19 protein-coding genes and 1 tRNA gene are annotated in these 20,997 nt (G+C 66.9%); 9 read left to right on the top strand and 11 right to left on the bottom strand.

What is annotated here, in order from left to right; genetic code table 11:
* Nucleotides 1-64: 64 nt before the first annotated feature.
* From ACYQ26_RS15455 to ACYQ26_RS15465, 3 genes are all read left to right on the top strand, one after another.
* Complete coding sequence (locus tag ACYQ26_RS15455; protein ID WP_459809787.1) at nt 65-844, top strand: sulfite exporter TauE/SafE family protein; 780 nt, start codon at nt 65-67, stop codon at nt 842-844.
* A 37-nt stretch (nt 845-881) separates the two neighbouring features.
* A complete protein-coding gene (locus tag ACYQ26_RS15460) occupies nt 882-1,304 on the top strand; it encodes a universal stress protein (RefSeq protein ID WP_459809788.1) in 423 nt (140 codons plus the stop codon).
* Nucleotides 1,305-1,441: 137 nt separating this feature from the next.
* Nucleotides 1,442-2,773 carry a hypothetical protein gene (locus ACYQ26_RS15465; protein WP_459809789.1) on the top strand — a complete coding sequence of 444 codons (1,332 nt, stop codon included), beginning with the start codon at nt 1,442-1,444 and terminating at the stop codon, nt 2,771-2,773.
* 297 nt (nt 2,774-3,070) lie between these two features.
* Here ACYQ26_RS15465 and ACYQ26_RS15470 read toward each other — a convergent pair whose 3' ends face one another.
* Nucleotides 3,071-4,159 carry a glutamate--cysteine ligase gene (locus tag ACYQ26_RS15470; protein WP_459809790.1) on the bottom strand — a complete coding sequence of 363 codons (1,089 nt, stop codon included), beginning with the start codon at nt 4,157-4,159 and terminating at the stop codon, nt 3,071-3,073.
* A 195-nt stretch (nt 4,160-4,354) separates the two neighbouring features.
* Between ACYQ26_RS15470 and ACYQ26_RS15475 the strand changes: the two genes are divergently transcribed.
* On the top strand, nt 4,355-4,846 hold the full coding sequence (locus ACYQ26_RS15475; RefSeq protein ID WP_459809791.1) for a DUF8162 family protein: 492 nt from the start codon (nt 4,355-4,357) through the stop codon (nt 4,844-4,846).
* A 985-nt stretch (nt 4,847-5,831) separates the two neighbouring features.
* Here ACYQ26_RS15475 and ACYQ26_RS15480 read toward each other — a convergent pair.
* The 9 genes from ACYQ26_RS15480 to ACYQ26_RS15520 form a co-directional block, all read right to left on the bottom strand.
* Complete coding sequence (locus tag ACYQ26_RS15480; protein ID WP_459809792.1) at nt 5,832-6,473, bottom strand: fibrillarin-like rRNA/tRNA 2'-O-methyltransferase; 642 nt, start codon at nt 6,471-6,473, stop codon at nt 5,832-5,834.
* On the bottom strand, nt 6,466-7,362 hold the full coding sequence (locus ACYQ26_RS15485) for an NOP5/NOP56 family protein (protein ID WP_459809793.1): 897 nt from the start codon (nt 7,360-7,362) through the stop codon (nt 6,466-6,468). Before ACYQ26_RS15485 ends, ACYQ26_RS15480 begins: the two co-directional genes overlap by 8 nt.
* Before the next feature lie 100 nt (nt 7,363-7,462).
* Nucleotides 7,463-8,764, bottom strand: coding sequence for a BNR repeat-containing protein (locus ACYQ26_RS15490; RefSeq protein WP_459809794.1), 1,302 nt, complete (start codon nt 8,762-8,764; stop codon nt 7,463-7,465).
* Between the two features lie 115 nt (nt 8,765-8,879).
* Nucleotides 8,880-11,153 carry an amino acid permease gene (locus tag ACYQ26_RS15495; RefSeq protein WP_459809795.1) on the bottom strand — a complete coding sequence of 758 codons (2,274 nt, stop codon included), beginning with the start codon at nt 11,151-11,153 and terminating at the stop codon, nt 8,880-8,882.
* 339 nt (nt 11,154-11,492) lie between these two features.
* Nucleotides 11,493-12,620 carry a DUF63 family protein gene (locus ACYQ26_RS15500; protein WP_459809796.1) on the bottom strand — a complete coding sequence of 376 codons (1,128 nt, stop codon included), beginning with the start codon at nt 12,618-12,620 and terminating at the stop codon, nt 11,493-11,495.
* A gap of 80 nt (nt 12,621-12,700) precedes the next feature.
* Nucleotides 12,701-13,534: an inositol monophosphatase family protein gene (locus ACYQ26_RS15505; RefSeq protein ID WP_459809797.1), complete on the bottom strand. Its 834-nt coding sequence runs from the start codon at nt 13,532-13,534 to the stop codon at nt 12,701-12,703.
* A gap of 76 nt (nt 13,535-13,610) precedes the next feature.
* A complete protein-coding gene (locus tag ACYQ26_RS15510) occupies nt 13,611-15,194 on the bottom strand; it encodes an HTTM domain-containing protein (RefSeq protein ID WP_459809798.1) in 1,584 nt (527 codons plus the stop codon).
* Nucleotides 15,195-15,370: 176 nt separating this feature from the next.
* Nucleotides 15,371-15,453: transfer RNA gene (locus tag ACYQ26_RS15515), tRNA-Leu, on the bottom strand.
* 86 nt (nt 15,454-15,539) lie between these two features.
* Nucleotides 15,540-15,692 (bottom strand): hypothetical protein, encoded by a 153-nt coding sequence (locus tag ACYQ26_RS15520; RefSeq protein WP_459809799.1) that lies wholly within the window; start codon nt 15,690-15,692, stop codon nt 15,540-15,542.
* 161 nt (nt 15,693-15,853) lie between these two features.
* Between ACYQ26_RS15520 and ACYQ26_RS15525 the strand changes: the two genes are divergently transcribed.
* The 5 genes from ACYQ26_RS15525 (at nt 15,854) to ACYQ26_RS15545 (ending at nt 19,337) form a co-directional block, all read left to right on the top strand.
* Nucleotides 15,854-16,345 (top strand): DUF309 domain-containing protein, encoded by a 492-nt coding sequence (locus tag ACYQ26_RS15525; protein ID WP_459809800.1) that lies wholly within the window; start codon nt 15,854-15,856, stop codon nt 16,343-16,345.
* 141 nt (nt 16,346-16,486) lie between these two features.
* Nucleotides 16,487-17,284, top strand: a complete 798-nt coding sequence (locus tag ACYQ26_RS15530) for a M14 family metallopeptidase (protein WP_459809801.1) — start codon at nt 16,487-16,489, stop codon at nt 17,282-17,284.
* Nucleotides 17,285-17,505: 221 nt separating this feature from the next.
* Nucleotides 17,506-18,135, top strand: a complete 630-nt coding sequence (locus ACYQ26_RS15535) for a class I SAM-dependent methyltransferase (protein WP_459809802.1) — start codon at nt 17,506-17,508, stop codon at nt 18,133-18,135.
* 93 nt (nt 18,136-18,228) lie between these two features.
* The gene (locus ACYQ26_RS15540) at nt 18,229-18,573 is read left to right on the top strand and encodes a glutaredoxin family protein (RefSeq protein WP_459809803.1); all 345 of its coding nucleotides are present in this window, start codon (nt 18,229-18,231) and stop codon (nt 18,571-18,573) included.
* Nucleotides 18,574-18,755: 182 nt separating this feature from the next.
* Nucleotides 18,756-19,337, top strand: coding sequence for a DUF7110 family protein (locus ACYQ26_RS15545; RefSeq protein WP_459809804.1), 582 nt, complete (start codon nt 18,756-18,758; stop codon nt 19,335-19,337).
* Between the two features lie 28 nt (nt 19,338-19,365).
* Here the strand turns inward: ACYQ26_RS15545 and ACYQ26_RS15550 are convergent, their stop codons facing one another.
* Complete coding sequence (locus ACYQ26_RS15550; protein WP_459809805.1) at nt 19,366-20,829, bottom strand: hypothetical protein; 1,464 nt, start codon at nt 20,827-20,829, stop codon at nt 19,366-19,368.
* Nucleotides 20,830-20,997: the final 168 nt, after the last annotated feature.

A 20,997-nucleotide genomic window follows, 5' to 3' on the forward strand; every position in this document is an offset into this window, starting at 1 on the left:
TCCCCGTCCCTCGAAACCGGAAGAGTCAGAAGGTCAGCCACGAAGCCACGATAACGCCTCCCCCATGCTCGGTCTCCCCTTTGAACCCTCGCTGCTCCTGTTGCTCGCGTCGATCGCCTTCTTCTCCGGCATCGGCATCACGACCATCGGTCCCGGCGGCATCTTCGTCACCATCGCGCTGTACTCGCTGACCGGGCTCGCCTCGAGCGAGGTCGCCGGCACCGCCCACGCGACGTTCGTCTTCACCGGTCTCGTCGGGAGCGCGGCCTACCTCCACTCCGGCGAGATGCGGACGGGCGAGGGCCGGGCGCTCGCGATCGTCCTCAGCGGCTCGAGCGTCCTCGGGGCGCTCGTCGGCGCGTACGTCAACGGCTTCGTCCCGCGGGGGGTGTTCGGCCTGCTGCTCGGCGGGGTCGCGACGACCGTCGGCGGGGTCATCCTCTACCGGGAACGGCGCGGGTTCAGCCCCGTCTACGACCTCGAGCCGCTGGAACCGCGCGGCCGCCTCTCCCTGGGCGCGCTCGGATTCGGGCTCGGCGTCTGCAGCGGCCTGCTGGGGATCGGCGGCCCCGTGTTGGCCGTGCCGGCGCTCGTGCTCGTCGGGATCCCCATGCTGCTGGCCGTCGCCGTCGCGCAGGTCCAGTCGATCTTCATCGCGGCGTTCGCGACGACCGGCTACGCCCTGCAAGGGGGCGTCAACGTTCCGCTCGCGGTCGTCGTCGGGTCGCCGCTGCTGCTCGGCGTCGTCGTCGGCTGGCGGGTCGCCCACGTCGTCGATCCGGAGCGGCTGAAGGTCGCGCTCGGGGTCGTCCTCTTGGGCGTCGGGCCGTACCTCGCCCTCTGAGACTAGACTAAAGGCTCGGCCGCCCGTTATCGATGACATGGCACGCGTTCTCGTCCCCTTCGACGACTCCGATCCCGCGCGCGAGGCCCTCGAGTACGCCGCCGACCTCTTTCCGAACGGGCGGTTCGTCGCGCTGACCGTCGCGGACACGTCCGCGCTGCCGTTCATCCCGAACGCGGCGGAGGACGCGACTGACGAGCAACTCGAGGACCTGCTCGGCGAGGCGACCGAGCAGCTGGCGGCGGCCGAGGCTCTCGCGGCAGAGCGGGACGTCGACCTCGAGACGCACACCCGGATCGGCTCGCCGGCCCGGGAAATCGTCGAGTTCGCCGACGCGAACGACGTGGACCACGTCGTGATGGGGAGTCGCGGTCGGTCGGGCGTCACCCGCGTCCTGCTGGGCAGCGTCGCCGAGGTCGTCGTCCGCCACTCGTCGGTGCCGGTGACCGTCGTTCGCTGAGACCCTGGCGTCGCCGTCGGTTCGTCCCCGCCACTCGGCCGGCGACAGGCGCCACGTTTCTTCCCTGCAGTACGGCCGCGGAACTATCAACTGCCAGCACAATCCACTTGGGGACGGTTCGAAAACACCGTTAGTACATGCTTCCGTTCGTCGCGCTCCTGCTCGGTCTCGTCGCCGTCGCGGTCGCGCTCGAGCGAGTGTCGTACGAGGCGCTCGAGCGGATCCCCTCGGTCGCCACCGAGGAGTTCCCCGAGATCGACCGGGAGTTGCTCGGCAAGTTCAGCAGTTTCGACCCCGAACTCGGCTGGGTGCCCCAGCCGAATCAGGAGAAGCAGAAAGACACCGGGGACCACCTCCCCGGTGAGGAGGTGCGGACGGTCGTCACGTACTCGACGGACGAGTACGGTAGCCGGGTCTGTCCCGCCGCGGATCGGGACGAGGACCGGGCGGCGACAGCCGCCGACGGGGAGCGGTCCGGGGGGACCGCGAACGCCGACGTGACGGTCTCGACCTACGGCGATTCCTACTGTTTCTGCCGCGAGGTCAACGACGACGAGACGTTCCAGCACTACATGGCCCAGGAACTGGACACCCACGTCGCCAACTACGGCGGCGGCAACTACGGGCTCGATCAGGCCCTGCTGCGGCTCAAGCGCCAGTACCCCGAGGAGCCGACCGACTACGTCTTCATGGTCGTCACCGCCTCCTCGATCGCTCGCATCCTTAGCGTGTGGAAACACTACCAGGAGTTCGGCAACATCCTCGCCGTCAAACCGCGGTACGTCCTCGAGGACGGCGACCTCGAGCTGATCGACAGCCCCGTCGACGAGAAGGAGGACCTGCTCGACCTCGAGTCGAAGGCCGACTTCCTCCGGGAGTACGACTTCCACTACGACCACTGGTTCAAGCCCCACTACGCGACGCGGCCGTACGCGACGGACTTCCTCGACGACGCCGAGAAGGTTCGGTACGCCCTCTACGAGGCCGGCATCGAGATCGAAAAACGCCTCGAGCGGCCGCTCCCCGGCATCGACTTCGACCAGGCCCAGACGCAGTCGGTGCTGCGGATGGAGCAGTCCCGCGTGCGCTACCACGAGCGGCTGTTCGAGACCCACGAACCGCTGTTCGACGCGCTGATCGAGGAGTTCGTCGACTACGCGAACGAGCAGGACTTCACCCCCGTGTTCGCGATGGTCCAGCAGCTACGCTACGCCAAGTACGAGTCCGAACACGGCCCGATCTACGGCGACCTGATCGAGCGGCTGGACGAGCGCTACGACGACCTCGAGACGGTCGACATGGCGACGCACCTCTCGCCCGACGACGGCGACGTCGAGTCGCTGTACGTCGAGCGCGGCGAGGGCGGCCACTACAGCCCGGAGACGAACCGGGAAATCGCGGCAGTGCTGGCCGACGTCGTCGAATCAGCAGAAGCCGACGGGCGGGAGGCGACCGCCTCTCGGGAGTGAGCGCCGGATACTGCGGGCTCGAGCGGCGGTCCGCGGACCGTTCGGCGACGCCATCGGTCCCGATACCCAACGTGATTTGGCGTCAGGAATACGGTAGCGCGGTCCCTACGACGGAATACAGCAGGGCGCCACATCATCACTGCGCCATACACCATACACTGCCCTGCCCTCGACCGCGACGCTTCTTCGCGGTCGATTCCTCACATCCGGAAGCAACTGCCACGCGCCTCGAGTGCGTGCGTCCGCTCGCACAGAGATCGTTTCGAGGACCCGATCCGACGATACCGGAGGACCCGATCAGTCGACCTGCAGCAGTAGCGATTCGCAGAGCGCGTCCGGCCCCGCCTCCTCGAGCAGTCGGCGCTGCTTTTGCGCGCCGCTTTCGCGCTCGTAAACGCGCTTGATGCCGTCGATACCGAGTCGCTCGCACTCGCGGTCGACGAGTTCCCCCAGGTCGACCGTCTCCTCCATCTCGCGGTCGAGGAGGCTGGCCTCGTGGCCGTAGCGGATCGCGCGCCACTTGTGCTCGTCGAGGAGTTCCCGGCGGTGATCGCGGCCGTAGCCGGGCGCGCCGTCCTCGTACTCTTCGGCCAGCGCCTCGACGAGCGCGTGGGCGTACTCGACGAACGCCATCACGACGTCGGGGTCTGCCTGCCCGTCCGGCGTCCGGAGTTCGACCGTCCCGTGGGCCGTGTGCGGGCGCACGTCGTACCAGAGTTCGCCCCGGTCGTTGATCGACTCGGTCTCTAACATCCGGCGCTCGAACCGGTCGAAGGCCTCGAAGTCCTCGAAGTAGGTCGGCATGCCGGTGTTTGGCAGCCCCTCGAAGATCTTCGCGCGGGCCGACTGGAGCCCGGTGTCGAACCCGTTCCAGTACGGCGAATTGGCCGACAGGGCGAGCATGATCGGCACGTACCACCGCAGTTCGTTGGCGATCCAGACCGCCTTGTCCGCGTCGTCGACCCCGACGTGGACGTGGACGCCGGCGGTCGTGTTCCGGTGTTGAGGGTACTGGATGCGGTCCAACTGCGCGCGGTAGCGGGGCTTCTCGGCGTGCTCGAGTTCGCGCCACTTCGCCAGCGGGTGGAGGCCGGCGGCGGCGATCTCGTAGCCGTGCTCACGGGCGTGGTCGACCAGCGCCTGCCGGATCTCAAGCAAGGCGTCGCGGGCGTCGTCGGGGTCCTCGATCAGCGGCGTCTGGGTTTCGATGACGAACTTGAACAGTTCGTGATCGAGGCGGTCCTCGAGGACCTCGGGCGGATCGTGCTCGTAGACGAGTTCGTCGGTCCCGCTGGTGGGCCGACCGCGATCGTCGACGACGAAACACTCCTCCTCGATCCCCAGCGTGCCCATGCGCGTGAACGATTCCGGCGACCCGCGTTCCATCGTGGAACCCTTTCGACGCCGGGAGTAAATACGGTTTGGAGTCGGATCGAACCGCCGGCTTCGGTTCCGGTCGGTCGATCGCAGGCGACGACCGTCCGACGGCCGTTTCGCGGGGGTCCGCGAGCTACTCAAGGAGACGACCACCGGTCGAAATATGTTCTTCCAGCGGAATGATCCGGCGAGTGAGTTCGATTCGTGTCTCCGCCCTTCCCCGCGCTCGTCGCTGCACTCGGCCGATGGCTCACGTTCGGCGCCCTGTTGCTGGTTCCGGGCCTCGTCGCAACCGCGTTGTGGACGCCGTTCCTGCTGTCGAACCGACTGCAGGCGCTGTTTCGCTCGCTGCCGCCCGCCGGCCGCACGCTGCCGACCTACGTCTTCGGCGGCATCGCCGCGTCGATCCCCTACCTCGCCGGCATCCTGAGGATCCTCGCACTCGTCGACTCGAGCGGCGCGGCCTGGAGCAACGCCTTCCTCACCCTCTGTTTCCAACTGGGCGTGCTGTACGTCGTCGGTCTCCCCTTCCTCTGTGCGGTCGGCCTGCCGCGGCTCGGCGTCGACTGGGATCCGACGGGATACGGCTGGCGGACGTGGAGCCTGCTCGTCGCCGGCGGCGCCTGGTACGCGCTCCTGTTTACGATTCCGCTCGCACTGTTGAGTCTCGCCTTCGCGTTGCCCGGCGGCTACTAACACTGGAACCCTTGGCCGATGACAGATGGTGCGTGCTAAATCCTGGGCGCGAATGTTACACGAAATCAAGTCCGATTTGTGATGGTGGGTTCGCTCAGTACAGGGGACGTATGTACCGATATAAGGTAGATCTACTCAAATTTGATTAGTTTAAATACGGAATAGAATGAGGGATTACAGTCAAAATATACATGTGAGGGAATTCTTGTTCACCAGTCAAAGGTATACGGTGGACAATCACATCCTTGAACCGTTATTTTGTCTATTCCTTGTATACAGCCGAGAGTATCAAGACTGAGTCTTCCCGAGCATTTGTTTCCTCTTGAGGTGACCGTTTCGGTAAATAGTTGACCGTCACAGTGAGTTCCGTAGACAGTCATACGTTGAGTCGCCGATCCCCCCTCAGGAGTACTGGCATCGCCAATAACTTCGAGATATTCCTCACAACCTGACGGACAGTCTGGGTTCACGTAGATGGACATTCCAGACATATACTGACAATCATTTTTTTCAGCACGTTTCTTATAATCCCTTGTCGGTGGTCCCCGTTCTTGGGCCGCTACTTGGCTGCTAACTATGGCTCCGCCGAGAACAAGTGCACCTGCGGTAGTCCCTCCTTGACGAAGCAGTTCACGCCGGTTTGGATCATTCATTTTCTCACCAGATGTTATTAGAGCACTCCCTACTCCGTGAAGTATAAGCACTCACTGCTAACGACCACCATCTGGGTTATAAATCCCTATTGGTGTTTTTAGTAAAATTCCCTTTCTATCACCAAATAGGGTTGAGGATTTTCATAAATCACATGAGGCAATCATGTCGATCAGACTTCAATAAGCAGGATATATTGAATAGATAGTTTACTAATTTCGGCGTGAAACAAACGAAGCCATCGTGCTGCATACACTCTCTGTATTCAGCACGGCTACTGTACCTATCATCGACATAAGATTTTAACAGAACGGCTGAGACTGTACTCTACCTCTCACCGCGGCCGCGCGACGATCCCTAAGTGATCCGCGTGGTACTCCTCGAGCCGCTGCGACTCGAGGATTTCGTAGCCCGCCTCGAGTTCCTCGCGAACCTCGCCGAAGACCTCGCCGGGATCCTTCGTCACGTCCTCGCTTCGGGCCTTCACCGCGAGCAGGAGTCGGCCGTCCTCGGCCAGGAACTGCCGATTCTCGAGAGCGACGCGCGCCTGCCCGCGCGTCGCGACGTCCTGGACGATCGCGTCGACGTCGGACTCGACGACGTGGGCGTACGTCTCGGGCTTGCGGGCGTCCTTGAGCAGCGGGAACAGCCGCGGGCGCGACTCGGCTGCCTCGAGCAGGTCCCGGACCGGCCGCGCGGCGAACTCGACGGCGTAGGTCGGGCCGGCGAAGTCCGCAACGTGACTGACCGTCGTGCCGCTGGCGGCGCCCAGATAGAGGACGGTCTCGTCGTCCCCGCCCTCGAGGCCGGTGTCCATCCCCAGCTCGAGCATCGCGCCGAGCTTGGAGCGGTCGGGGTTCCACGCGCGCCACTCGCCGTCGGTCGGTTCGCCATAGACGGGTTCGCCCCGCGTCGCGAGCCGGTCGGCGCCGTCGAACTCGCGGCGCTGGACGCCGTCGGGGAGCGTCTCAGTCACCGTCCTCACCTCCGTTGCCGTTACCACCGTCACCGCCGCCGTCGTCGGTGCGGGCCTGAATCGTCTCGATGCGCTCTGCGAGTTCCGCGTCGAGTTCGGGCTTTCGCTCGCCCGAGTAGTGGTCGACGCGGGCGGCGATGGCGAGCTTGCCGGCCAGCGCACGGGCGGCCGATCCCCGGTGTTCGGGGTGGGTTCCCCGGACCGCGTCGTGAATGTAGATGATCCCGTGCTTGGGTGAGGGCGCGTGACCCCGAAGGTGGGCAAAGAGCGCGTCCTCCGCGCCCAGCACCTGAATCGTACCGCTGGGTTTCTTCGCGAGTTCCTCGAGGCCGCCGGCCAGCGAGAGCAGCCGCGCCGCGAGCACGGGGCCGGCTAGCGCCGCGAGGTTCGGCGCGACGGTCGGCGTCTGCCGTTCGACGAACTCCCGGAGGTCCTCGGCCTCGTCCGCGAGGCCGGCGACGCGCTCGGCCAGCGAGACGAGCGCCGCTTCCTCTGGCGCGGGATCCTCGCGCTGCGCCAGTTCGCGGGCGTATTCGACGCCGGTGCCGGCGTCGGGGTCGACGGTCCCGGCCCACTCGGCGAGTCGCTCGGCGAGTTCGTTGGCCGTCCGCTCGCAGTCGTCCATCGCGCGCACCGCGTGGACGAGCTGGCGGTCGTCAGCGCCCTCGCGTTCGGCGACCGCGGCGCGGGTCGCGGCGGTCGTCGCTTCCTTCAGGCGGTCGTAGTACTCCTCGGTCGACTCGACGGCGCCGGTGCGAACGGCGAGGGTCGGCCAGTCGTTCGGTTCGTCGGCGCGGCCGTCCCGTATCGCCTCGGCGGCCGCGTCGGTATCGCCGGCATCCGCGTCCACAAACCAGCCCGCTGCCGCTGGATCGGTCCCGTCGCTCATTACCCGACGGTTGTCCCCCTGCTCGTATATGCGTTCCCGAAACGGGCCGTCGGCTCGGATCGGCGCTGCGTGAGACTCGAGGCCGGTCGAGCGTGATCCGTCACGACTCTCGGCGTCGCGCGAACTCGTGGACGGTCAACCGCGTCGGCGGCGGCGCTTCCTCGCGTTCCCGGTCCCGGTTTGGCTCGAGGGTCTCCCAGCGGAGGGCGTACTGCGTATCCCCGGATGAGTCGCCGCCGTCTTCGACCCAGTTGACCTGCATGTCGGGGTACTCCGTCCACACCTCCCGGAGGTCCTCGGGGTAGGTGTGCCACGGCGAGTACCAGTCGGTCGGCGTCAGCGTTTCCTCGTCCAGCACCCACTTGCCGGTGCCGTACTCGACGTGGTCGTAAGTCTGGACGAGTCGGCCGTCCTCGCGTTCGACCGGGCCGAACTCGATCTCGAAGGGGATGGTTCCGCCCCCGCCGAAGGCCCAGCGGTAGTCCCAGTCGCTCGTCCGGTAGATCGCCCAGCCGTCGGCCTCCGCGCGGGCGTTGTAGAGCTGCGTATTTCCCTCGTGGTCGAACTTGTGGTAGCTGACGATGACCCGTCCCTCGGTGTCGAAGCCGAGCTTGGTGTTCCCGTTGATCATCCCGCCGTAGGGCGGCACTGGGTCGACGAGGTCGCCCGAATTGACGTCGATCGGCAACTCGAGCGGGTCGCCCTGGCTAGTTTCCCACTCGCGGAGATCTGGACTGCGGGCGTAGCAGAGGTCGTGGTTCGTCTGCGCGCCGCCGTGGTCGCGCCAGACCCAGCACAGGTGGTAGTCGCCGTCGGGGCCGACCACCGGCCCGTGGGGATAGGCGTTCATCGCGTCGCCGCCGTAGGTCAGGGGCTCCTCGAGCAGGCGCTCCCACTCTCGACTCTGTTCGTCGTAGACGTTGTAGCGCCAGTCGCCGCCGCCGCTGTAGCCGTCGCGGTATTTGAACACGAGTTCGTCGTCGGGACCGCGGAGGAACTGCGGGTAGGTGACCTGCGATTCCTCGCGGCCGACCATCTCGTCGATCCGCTCGAACGTCGTGACGTCGAGCGGCTCCTGCGTCCGGTAGTACTTCAGCGGGTGGACGTGCATGTTCCCGCTCAGGTGGAGGTAGCCCTCGCGGTCGACGGCCAGCGCCAGCGAGTTATGTGCGTCCCACTCGATCTTCCGGTCTTCGGGCAGCCGCGTGACGGTCCAGTCATCGTCGTTCGTACTATCCGTCCCGAGTTTCCGCCGGCCGACCGTCACGTTCCGGTCGGCGTCGTAGAACGCGACGAACTGGTAATCGCCGTGCGTGTGCAGATCGAACGCCGCCGCCGTCCCCGCCCAGACGTCCGCGACCTCGCACCGCGCGCGCTTCTCGAGTTCGGTATTCGGTGACACTGCTCGAGCTATCGCACGCTCGACGTATTAGCCCTTGTGACGGTTTGCGACTGCGGGCGCGAACCTGGGGAAAACGAGGTTGGGGGACAACGTCGCCGCCGGACGGCGGTGGCGGTCAGCCGAACAGCCGGTCCCGCAGCGACCGCGAGGTCGGCCGTTCGGCCAGGATGACCGAGCAGTCGACCTCGTCGATGACGTCGTAGGCGACCGAGCCCCGGAGCAACCGCGAGAGCAGCCCGCGCTCCGTCGCGCCGATGATCAGCAGCGAGTGCGCGGCCGCCTCGTCGGCGATCGCGGCTTCGACGTCGCCCGAAGCGTCGATCCGAATCCCCGCGTCCTCGAGGTCGTGGTCCGCCGCCCACTCGGTCAGGAAGGCTTCGCCGTCGGCACGCTCGCGCTCGTCGTCGACGACGTGCAACAGCGTGATCTCCGAGCCCAGTTGGTCGCGCATGTAGCGCGCAATCTCCGCGCTCAGATCGGAGTCGGGACCGCCCGCCGTCGGCACCAGCACGCGGTCGGGCTCGAGCCCGCGGTCGTTGAGCACGAGGAAGTCGCAGGGGAGGTCGTGGGTGAGTTCGTCGATCGCCCCCTCCGCGCGGCCGGCGCTCCACGGGCGGCTGCCTCCCCAGCCCATGACGACCGTATCCGCGTTCTCGCGTCGCGCGACGTCGAACACTTCCTCGAACGAGCGGTGGGAGACGACCGTCCGCACGTCGACCGGCACGTCGAGGGTCTCAGTGTCTTCCCGAACCTGCTCCATCAGCGTCTGGGACTCCGCGTCGATGCGCTGGATGTGTTCGGATCCCTCGCGGAGCGGCGTCTGGTCCGGGACTTCGACGATGTGGACGGCCTGCACGACGCCGTCGTTGGCCTTCGCGAGCACGCTCGCGAGCTCGAGCAGTTCGGACTCGGTGCGGGGGTTCGAGACGGGGACGACGACCGTGTACACCTCGCCGCCGGAGGGGCGCGCGGCGGTCGCGGCGCTCACCGCGACGTCGGGCATCTCCTCGGAGCGGTCGAGGATCCAGTTGGCGAACACGCCGGCGTTTTCGACCCGCGTTCGCGAGTACAGCAGGTACCACAGTCCCGCGAAGACGACCAGCGCGGCCGAGAGGCCGATGACGAACGGCTCGATGTACGCGATCAGCGCGAACGACGAGATTGCACCGACGATCGGCACGACCGGGTACAGCGGGACCTCAAAGTCGGGGTCGTAATCGGCCGGCTCGGCCTCCCGCATCACGATCAGCGCGAGGTTCAACAGCCCGTAGACGATCAGGTGGAGCACGGAGCCGGCGGTCGACAGCAGTTCGATGTTCCCGACCAGGAGGAAGACGACGATGAGCGATCCGGTGATCATGATCGATTTGAACGGCGTCCCGAACCGCGGGTGGATCTCGTTGACCGACGGCGAGATGATCTTCTCCCGCCCCATCGCGAAGTTGATCCGGGACGAGGACAGGATCGACGCGTTCGCGCTCGAGGCGGTCGCCAGGAGGCCGCCGAACAGCAGCATTCCCCAGCCGAGGAGGCCGAGGTTGTAGCCGAAGATCTCGTACTGGCCGAACAGCAACCGGGCCGCTTCGACGACGGCCGTCTCGTTGTTGGCCACCAGCTCGGTCGGCACCGCCGCCAGCAACACGAGGAGGAACAGCGCGTAGACGACCGTGACGATCGCGACGCTGCCGATGACCGCCAGCGGAAGGTTCCGCCCTGGGTTCTTGATCTCCTCGGCGACGGAGGTGATCTGGACGAACCCGAGATAGGAGACGAAGACGAGCGCGGTCACCGGTAAGACCTCCCCCATCGCGCCCTCCTGCACGATCGGCTGCAGCGAGTCCATCTCCGCGTTCAGCAACCCGACGACGGTGAACGCGGCGAGGATCGCCAGCAGCGTGACGACGATGACTATCTGGAGGCCGCCGGTCTCCTTGGCGCCGACGTAGTTAACGGCGATAAACAGCACCGCGCCGACGAGGCCGATCGTCTGTGCGGCGCTCACCGTTATCGGGCCGAGCGCGAGCGCCGGGGCGCCGACGAGCTGGTTGACGTACTCGCCGAAGCCGTACATGTAGAACGACGACGCGAACGCCAGCCCGAGCCAGTTCGCCCAGCCGCTGATCGAGCCGAACAGCGGCCCGAGCGCGCGGTTGATGTAGAAGTACGCGCCGCCGGATTTGGGCATCGCCGTCCCGAGTTCCGACGCCGACAGCGCCGTGAACATCGCGGTGACGCCGCCGATGACGAAGGTCGCGGCCGCGAGCGGTCCCACGTCCGCGACGGCGGTCCCCGGAAGCACGAAGATCCCCGCGCCGATCATCGTCCCGATCCCGATCGTGATCGCCGACAGGAGGCCGAGGTCCTTCGCGAGTTCGTCGTCGCCGCTCATCGTTTCCACCCCGATTCGGCCGCGTTCGAACGTGACGCTGTAGTCCCCACCATGTATCTCTCGGTCTCGGTCTCGCTCGTCTGCGTGTCTCGTCCGACGGTCGACGGAGACATTGGCTTACGCTCGGCTGCCGCAGCGGTACGGTTGCGAACCGACAGGCGCGTCTCCTCGTATTTTTACGAACATAGTAAATCGAAGCGGTACGCGTCCCTTAATTCGTTCGTTTAACGACTAATGACCGTATTCGCGAAACGCGCAAACATTTCAAATTTTGAAGCTCCAGCGCGGCGTCGGTGGCCCGCTCGAGTTCGCGCGCGGACGGCGCCGCGGCAACGGCGGTCAGACGCCGAACGTCGCCCGGAGCATGTCCCGCGTCCCGGGCCCGAGCCCGACCGCGACGACGGTGATCATCAGCAAGATTGCGTAGCGCGGGCTGTCCTCGAAGACGGTCTCGTCGAAGATCCAGACGACGACGACCGCCGCCGCGAGTTTTACCAGCAGGAACGGCCAGGCCTCGCCGGTGGCGGCGACGACGCTCGGCGGGAGGAGCGCGCCGGTCCAGTCGACGATGGCCGCGTTGATGGGGTGTTTCGGGACGAGGTTGTGCTCGTGCCCGAAGGCCGTCGCCCAGTCGAGGCCGATGACGTTCGCCACGCCGTCGACCGCGTGGGCCCAGATGACCACGATCCCCATGTATTCGGTGCCGCGGTTGATTCCGGGCGCGAACCGTTGGATTGCGGCCCAGGTGAGCCCCGTCGCGGCGGTCGCGCCGACGAGCGTCGTCACCAGCAGAAGCGGATAGAACTCCGCGTACGGCTCCGTCGCCGCCGTGTAGCCGAGGTGGGCGAGCGCGAGCGCGAGCAGTCCGGTCCCGATCGCGAACAGCGGGTACTCGTACCCCGAGACGTAGTCGTTGCGGTCGAGCCAGATCGAGACGAGGACCGCGACGAGCGTGATCAGGAAGACGGTGAAGTAGATGAGCGGACTGATGATGAACCCGGACCACGGCAGGTCGATCGGGAGCTCGCCCGTCGCGCGGAAGGCCGCGGCGTTCGCGTCCTCGACGACCCGCAGGGCGCCCCCGAACAGCATGAACGGGAACAGCCCGTAGAAGCCCGCCCGATACCGCTCGATATCGAGGCGTTTGATGAGGAAGACGATCCCGATGACGCCCAGGATGAGCGTCGGGATGTAACCCGCGTAGGAGACGAACGTGTATCCCGGCGAGGCGGTCGGACCGGCGCCGGGGCCGGCCTGCGAGCACGGGATCTGCTCGCCGCCCGCCCAGGCGACGCAGCTCCAACTGTGCGCGTCGGCGACCACCGGTCCCCAGTAGTACTGCCAGATGAACTCGACGTACACCTGCTGGGGGAACGCGGTTGCCGCCGCCGCGATCCCCGCGACGAAGAGGACGACGGCCGCGGCCCAGACGCGCTCGGGCCCGTACCGCTCGATGGACTCGTACATACCCGATATCCGACACGGCGGGCGCTTACCGTTTCCGGTTCTCGATTCGCGGGTCAGCACGGTGGAAGATTCCCCGCGACCTAGGCGGCGTCGATCTCCCGCGCCGCCTCGAGCAACTCGTCGTGGACACCGCCGTTCGAGGCGACCAGTCCCCGGCTGTCGTGGCGCCAGCGCTCGCCCTCGAGGTCGGTGACGGTGCCGCCGGCCGCCCGGATCATGGCGACGCCAGCGACGGTGTCCCAGGGGTTCGCCCGCAGGTTCGTCACGACGCCCTCGAGCGCGCCCGAGGCGACCATCGCGAGCTCGAGTTGCGCGCAGCCGAAGCGCCGGACGTCGCCGAACCGGTCGACGAGCGCGCGCGTCGCCGCGGCGTACTGATCGCGCTGGTCGAAGTCCCACCAGAACGTCGGGCAGACGTGGGCCCGCTCGGGGTCGGTGCAGTCGCTGACCGACAACGGCTCGCCGTTCAGGAAGGCGCCGTCGGGACCGACGCGGTAGGCGTCCTCGAGGGCGGGACAGACGGTCGCCCCCGCGACGGGCTCGCCGTCGACGACCGCCGCGACGGCCGTCCCGAACGCGCGGACGCCGTCGACGTAGTTGTTCGTGCCGTCGATCGGGTCGACGATCCAGGCCGGGCCCTCGTCGGGAACCCGCTTCAGCGCGTCCTCCTCCTCGCCGACGATCGCATCGTCCGGGAACGCCTCGCGGATGACCTCGATGACCCGCTCCTGGGCGTTCCGATCGACCTGCGTGACGACGTCGGTCTTCCCGTCCTTGCACTCGACCTCGAGGTCGGCGCGGAACGAGTCGGCGGCGATCGCGGCACCCGCCTCGGCGGCCCGGGTCGCGACGCGCGCCCGTCGCTCCGGTTCGTACTCGGCGGCGACCTCGCGATCGGCATCGCGTTCGCTCATTGGTCCCAGTCGCGTCGCGCGGCGAAAAGGCCTAGCGGTTCTCAACGACGGGCGATACTCGACGGTCAGGTGGCGCTCAACACCTGTACTCGATTCGCCGATCGACCTCGAGATCGCCGACCGGACCGGTCGCGTTCACCGGCTGCTCGACGGCGTAGACGGTCACCGTCTCGAGCTCGGCGTCCGCCTCGTACTCCGAAGCGACGCGGTCGCAGAGGTAGTCCGCCAGCGGCTCGTACTCGCTTTCGCCCGCGCTCCGCAGATCCAGCCCGTACCGCATCCAGAGCGTCGACGGGTACCTGTCCGCGGCGTCCGGCGGGCGATCGATCGCGCCCGACTCGTTTCTGAGCGTGCCGATCCGTTCGCCGGACTCGAGGTCCGCCTCCCAGGCGTACCACCAGTACTCGCTGATCGGCTCCGGCGCGAAAAACGCCCAGCTCACGTCTTCGACGCCGTCCACCGCGGCTTCGTCGGGCATCTCGACGACCCCCAGCCCCGCGGCCTGCCACGCGATCAGTCCGACGAGGAAGCAGACGAGCGCGGCGTTCGCGGCGACTCGTGCGCCGCGGCGCACGGCCGGCGGGACTGCGGAAATCGAGCGCGACGAGAGCGAGGGCAGTCGCCGACCGCCGTCGGTCGCGACCGCGCCGTCCGCCGCCGACGCGAGCCGCCGCTCGAGGCCGGCGCGCTCGAGCCCCCTCTCGAGGCGATCCCAGACGCGCGGCGGGAAGAACAGCAACAGCGCGGCGACCATGACGAACGGGAAGGCCCCGAGGCGCATCGTCGCCGCCAGCCCCAACTGCGCGCCGACGAACGCGCCCGCCAGCGCGAGCCGCAGCCGATCGCGGAAGACGAGCAACAACGGGGCCGCGGTGAGCAGCGACGACCACGCCCAGTTGGCCGCGACGAGCAGCGGCGTCACCTCCGCGAGGTAGGGGCCGAGGCCGACGATGAACTGCTCGAGGTGGAAAATCTGCGCGACGGCGGTGCCGTTCATCCAGGCCTCGCTGCGGGTCTTGAGCACGCCGTTGACGGCGTAGATGGCCACGAAGTGGACGAGGACGGTCGCGGTCGCGACCGAGAGGAAGCGGCCGTCGACGGTCGCCGGAGAGTCGGCGTTGGTGCGGTCAGCGGCGTCGCGACCGGCGCGACGTCCCCGCCGACGCGCGTCGATCGACCAGCGAGCGCCCAGCGGCAGGAACAGTCCGAGAACCAGCAGGGACAGCAGGATCGTATCGCCGCCGTTCAACACGTAGGGGTTCCGGGCCTGCATGGACGCGAGCAGGAGCGTGGAACCGAGCGTCGCCAGCGTCGTCCGGTAGCCGACGAGCACCAGCACGGCGAAGCACCCGGCAACCGCGAACAGCAGTCCTTGCGCCCACGCCGTGCCTGACAGCGCGTGCAGCGAGAGGGCCTCGAACGTCGGGTAGAGTTCCGCCAGCGCCGACCGCGGCAGCGTTCCCGCGTCGGTGTAGAACGCGTACAGTCCAGGCACCCGCAGGAACAGGAGATCACCGAGGAGTATCAGCCCCAGCGCGATCCGGAAGGCGGCCAGCGCCCGCGGATCGATTCCGAGTCGCGGTGCGACGGCGGCCCGAAGCCGCACCGCTACCGCTTTTCGGTCGACCTGCGTCGACGTATCGGAACTGGAGGGAATCATACGGGGACCGCTCGAGGCTCGAGTCGATCCCCGGTTCTCAGCAATCGTATAAGTGTTTTGTCGTTACTGCCGGCGGCGGTCGCTCGCGCTCGAGGGAAGCTACCGCCGTCTATCGGCGAATCGTTCCGGAGAAGCTTTGCGAGGGCAAGACGCTCCGTCTTGCCGCACTGTTGCAGTGCGAGGGGAGGGAATCGAACCCACGAACCCCTACGGGAGCGGATCTTGAGTCCGCCGCCGTTGACCGCTTGGCTACCCTCGCACGCGGTCGTTCGTAGGAGGGTATCGTTTGAATAGTCTGCGATTTCCCGTGCAGCGACTCGGCTACCGACGGGTCGCGCCGGCCGATCAGGCCGTCGGTTCCTCGAACTCCAACTCGAGACCGACCTCGAGATCGTCGGCCGCGTACCGTGTCTCGCAGTTCAGGCACTGATAGCCGCCCTCGACGTGTTCGTAGAGGCGTTCCCCGCAGTCCGGGCACCGGCCGTAGGGCTGATTCATTCAACCGAACTGACCGTTCGAAGCGGAATAAACGCTCGCCTTCTCGCGTGTCCGTTTTACGTACGGCCGCCGCCGTGACCGATCGACGATCGGCGAGGCGGAACCCGAGCGCAACCCTCCACGCCGAACAGTATACCCGTCGCACGCACGAACGGGTAACTATGAGCGATCACACCAGCGACCCCACCGTCGCGCCGCCGCCCGACGGCACGGCGCCGACCGGCTGGCTCGCGTCCGCGGGCCGCTGGGAGCACGCGACCCTGCGGGAAGCGACGGTCCACGGCGTGCGCCTGTTCAACAACGGCGCCTACCACGAGAGCCACGACTGCTTCGAACTCGAGTGGTACAACTACGGCCGGGGCAGCGAGGAGAGCGCATTCCTCCACGGGATGGTCCAGGTCGCTGCGGGCGCGTACAAGCACGTCGACTTCGAGAACGACGACGGCATGCGGTCGCTGTTCAGGACCGCCCTCCAGTACTTCCAGGGCGTTCCCGCCGACTACTACGGCGTCGACGTCCTCGAGGTCCGGACGACGCTGACCAACGCCCTCGAGGACCCGTCGGTCGTCGACGGCTGGAAGATTCCGATCGACGGCGAGCGACCAACCGCGCGGGCGGTCGACTACGAGTACATCGAGGCTCTCGAGGAGTGACAGATCGCGCTGCCCGCCCGCGAAATCGCCTCCGAGTTTGCGAGACGGTACCGCGATTTCGCGCCGTCGTGATAGGACGCTGATCGGCAGGACGCGTGACAGACCGAACGGCCTTTGTCCGCGTAGCCCAACTAACGGGTAATGAGAGTCGCACAGATCGGGTCGGGAACGCCAGAGATCGCAGTCGTCGCGGGCATCCACGGGGACGAACCCTGCGGCGTCCGCGCCGTCGAGCGACTGCTCGAGGAGCGCCCGACCGTCGAGCGGCCCGTCAAGCTCATCGTCGCCAACGAGAAGGCCCTGGAGCGACGGGTGCGGTTCGTCGACGAGGATCTCAACCGCGCGTTCCCGGGCGATCCGGACGCGAAGACCCACGAAGGAGCGCTCGCCCACCGACTCGTCGAGGAACTCGAGGGCTGTCTCACCTTTTCGATGCACTCCACGCAGAGCCACGCCGAGCCGTTCGCGATCGTCAACGGCGTCGGCGAGACCGCCGAGGAGATCGTGCCGCAATTGCCCGTGGCGGCGATGGTCGAGACGAGCAACTTCGCCGAGGGACGGCTCTTCTCCGCGATCGAGACCATCGAGGTCGAGTGCGGCCTGCAGGGGTCGGAGACGGCCGCGCAGAACGCCGACCGGCTGATGCGGGCGTTCCTGACCGCCGTCGACGCGCTGCCCGGCGATACGATGCGACGCGATCTGCCCGTCTTCCGGCTCACCGACGTCATCCGCAAGCAGGAGGCCGACACCTACGAGGTGTTCGTCGACAACTTCACCGAGGTCGAGGCCGGCGAGTCGTTCGCAGCGGCAGACGGCGACGAGCAGGTCGCCGACGAGTCGTTCTACCCGGTGCTCATGTCGTCGAACGGGTACCGCAACGTGTTCGGCTACGCCGCCGAAAAGGTGGACGTGTTGACGGCGCCGCCGGCGGCCGACTGATCGACTCTGGTTCTCGTTCGTCGCGGCGTTGGTGCTTTTTCCGCAGAGGGCTGCTCGTAATCGGGAGTTACGTGCGTCACGGATCGTCCCTCAAGCACGGCCTATCGATCGACTCTCACCCGATCGACGCTGCGCAGTACCGTCACGCGTCGCTGGAGCAGTTATGGCACCGAGTGACACACGGTGAAAACGACTAACGGGGTCCCTACGAGACACGACGTATGGTCGACAAAGACGCCGTTCGTCGAGGGTACGACCGGCTGGCGGCCACCTACGCTGCGGAACGCGATCCCGACGACGGAGAGTGGCGGATGCTCGAGCGGCTGCGGGAGCAGTTGCCGTCACCTGTGCGGGTGCTCGACGCCGGCTGCGGGCAGGGCGACCCGATACTGCGCCGATTGGTCGACGATCCCGCGATCGAAGCGACCGGCGTCGACTTCTCGCGCGAGCAACTGCGGTTCGCGAGCAACGCCGTCCCGGACGCCGCGCTCGCGCAAGGCGATATCACGTCGCTCCCCGTGGGAGATGACGCGTTCGACGCCGTGACCGCCTTTCACTCGCTGATTCACGTCCCCGAATCGGAGCATCAGACGGTCATCGACGAGTTCGCGCGCATCCTGCGTCCGGGCGGGCTGACCCTGCTGACCGAAGGGACGAACGACTGGCACGGCACGAACCCGGACTGGCTCGAGACCGGCGTCGAGATGCAGTGGCACATCGCCGGCGCGGACGCGACTCGCGAGCACCTTCGGGCCGCCGGATTTACCGTCCGCGACGAGCGGCTGGTCGGCGACGAACTCGCCGACGAAGACGCTTCGTGGACGGTGTTTCTCGCGCAACTCGAGGCCTGAGCGGGCTGCTCGAGCGCTCGAGTCGCCGACGGCTACCGGACAGTACCGTGGGCCGACGCAAGGTCTATCCCTCCGCGCCGCCATATAGCGGATATGGACTTCCCACCGAACCAGGGACTCGATCAGGAGGAGGTAGACGAGCGCGTCGAAGAAGCCATCGAGGAGAACGAGGTCGTCCTCTTCATGAAGGGGACCGAGCTCATGCCCCAGTGTGGCTACTCCCGCAAGGCGCTCGGCCTGATCGACCACCACCGCGACGAGTACGAGACGGTCGACGTCCTCGAGTCGCTCGACGAGTACCGGCAGGCCCTCTCGGAACGCAGTGACTGGGAGACGATCCCGCAGACGTTCGTCGACGGTGAGTTCGTGGGCGGCTCGGACATCCTCGAGGAGCTCGAGGAGCGCGACGAGCTCGCGGAGACGCTCAACGCGGCGTAACGGTCGAGTCCGTTCGCGGTCGGACCGAGGGTCGAACGCCGTTCTTTCCGGAATGCTCGACACGTTCGTGACTTAAATTAATCCAGATACGCGCCACACGCATTTAATAGCAGATCATATAAGTCACGCGCCCGTACACTGAGGCAAGCGACCGTCGCTCCATCCCACATCCACACTCCACTATGTCAACAGAGGAATCCAGACACGTTTATCGGCTGCACTCGACGCTCGAACTGCCCCTCGAAGACCTGCGAGACCACCTCGAGGAGGCGAAATACCCCGACGGCATCGACGACGTGGAGCTCACGCGGCGGAACAACACGCTCATTCTCAAGGCCGTCGCGGAGGACCAGTCGGTCAGCAAGTACACGCCGACGGCCCAGCTCAAGGCCAGCGTCACCGAGAACCGCGTCTACGAGGAGGATCCCGACGAGCGCCGCCAGTCCTTTAGCTGGGACGAAGAGGAGGAAGAGGAGATCGAGTCCGAACTCGTCGAGTTCGCGGCGTTCAAGGGCGACCGCGAGACGGTGCTGCAGAACTCGCTGCTGCAGTACGAGATGTTCCTCGTCCTCTGCGAGATCGCCGAGGCCGCCGAGAAGGGGACGCTGACTGCGATCTCGGAACGCGACGGCGAACTCGAGGCGACCCGCATCGTCGACGGCGAGCCGCGACCGGCCAACATCGAGGTCGTCGAGGGGCCGCGCGATCACGGCTCCGGCGAAGGGGGCGTCAACTGGCGCGACAATAAGTTTATCAGCGACTAACGGCCCGCGTTTCTGCGCGGTGTCGCTACTACTGTCGATCAGTTTTTGAGCGTCGCAACTGAGGGCGACTCGAGCCTCGAGTATCCGTTGTCGACGGCCGAATCGCTGATCCTGCCGTACGCCGCTCACCCGGCGGTAACGATCCGCTCGTACAGGTCCGGGTAGCCTGCAACCTCGTGCGACCGAGAAGCGCCAAGTAGTACGCCTGCACGCGCTCACGCCACATCGTCCAACTGTCGTCGCTGATCGCGGCATTGCGATCGACCTCCGCCATCCGGACGCTTGCGATCCCCGGTTCTGCGAGGACGACCATGAACGGGGTCGGATCCGAGCCGACGACCGACCGGTAGGTCGACCGCGCGCCCCGCTTCGCCGCGAACGCGTGGCCGGAATCGAACCCCTCGTCGTCCGGCCCGATGACGAGGTCGGTCACCGCTGCCTCGTGTGCCCGCCAGTCCGCCAACCCCCTCGCGGTTCCCAGCGCCTGGAGCACGTACAGATCGTGCTCGACCGGGGTCCGCCAGAGCGACGAGAGCTGCGACGGGAAACACGACTGAGCGAGTCGCCAGTGGGCGAACTCGTAGGGACCGTACGACTCGACGTCGTCGACGTACCGCGACTTCACCTCGTCCCGCAGCGGCATCGACTCGAGTTCGGTCTTGAACTCGCCGACGAGTCGCTCGAGGTGCGGGCCGTAGTCGTCGGTATCCGCGGCCGCGGCCTCGAAGTCCGCCCGAAGGTGCTCGTAGTAGTGCTCGGCGGTCTCGACGGCGACCGCGGCTCGGCGGACCTTCGACGTGATCTCGCCGATCCTGGCGTCGCCGTACGTCTCGGGATTCAGGTCCGGATCGTCGGTCTCGGAGTCGGCGTGGACCTCGTGGAGGTCGCCCCAGTCGGTGAGATAGCGACCGCGCTGCAACTCGAGTTCGACGCGGGAGTACCGCGCCAGATCGCGCTCGGGGTCGACGACCGGATACGGCTCGAGGGCGGCCGCGAGCGAGTCAAGCCGGTCGAGCAGGTCGAGCGTCCGCTCGGCGAGGGCCTCGAGGTCGGCTTTGTCGAGTTCCGCGCGCAGATCCCCCAGTTCTCGGGCGGCGAACCGAAGGCCGTACCTGGCGTCGAACAGCGCGTCGTTGTACTCGCCGGCCTCGAGCGCGTTTTCGGCGTCCTCGAGCCAGCCGCCTGCGCCGTGGAAGCGACGGTCCGAGCCCTCGGTGTCGATTTCCTCCCAGCGCTCTCTCGCCGCGGACTCGGTTTCGGCGAGGCGAGAGACGGCGTCGCGGGCGTGTGCCTCGGTTACCGTCGGTCGCCAGAGCGAACTCGCTGCGGGCGGCGTCGGATAGTAGTTCGTCGCCCAGTCGGTCAGAACGTCCGGAAGGGCGGTCGGCTGGATCGCAGCGGTGGCGGCGGTGAGTCCGCCGCCGAGCGCGGTGCCGCCGGCGACCCCGCCGAGCAGTTGCCGCCGAGTGAGGGAGCGTGGATCGGGGACCATCGTACCTGTTGGTGAGATATGATATCGTGAAATACCTTTCCCACGTGGTTGCGGCGGGGTGACCGAGCGCTCGAGGAGCGCGCTCCGAACCACTCGACGCAGCGGCGGCCGACGGGAGCGGCGGGCGGCGAAGGGCCGTAGTTCCCTCCTAGCTGCGCGGAGCGGCCC

The sequence above is a fragment of the Halopiger thermotolerans genome, assembly GCF_054654555.1.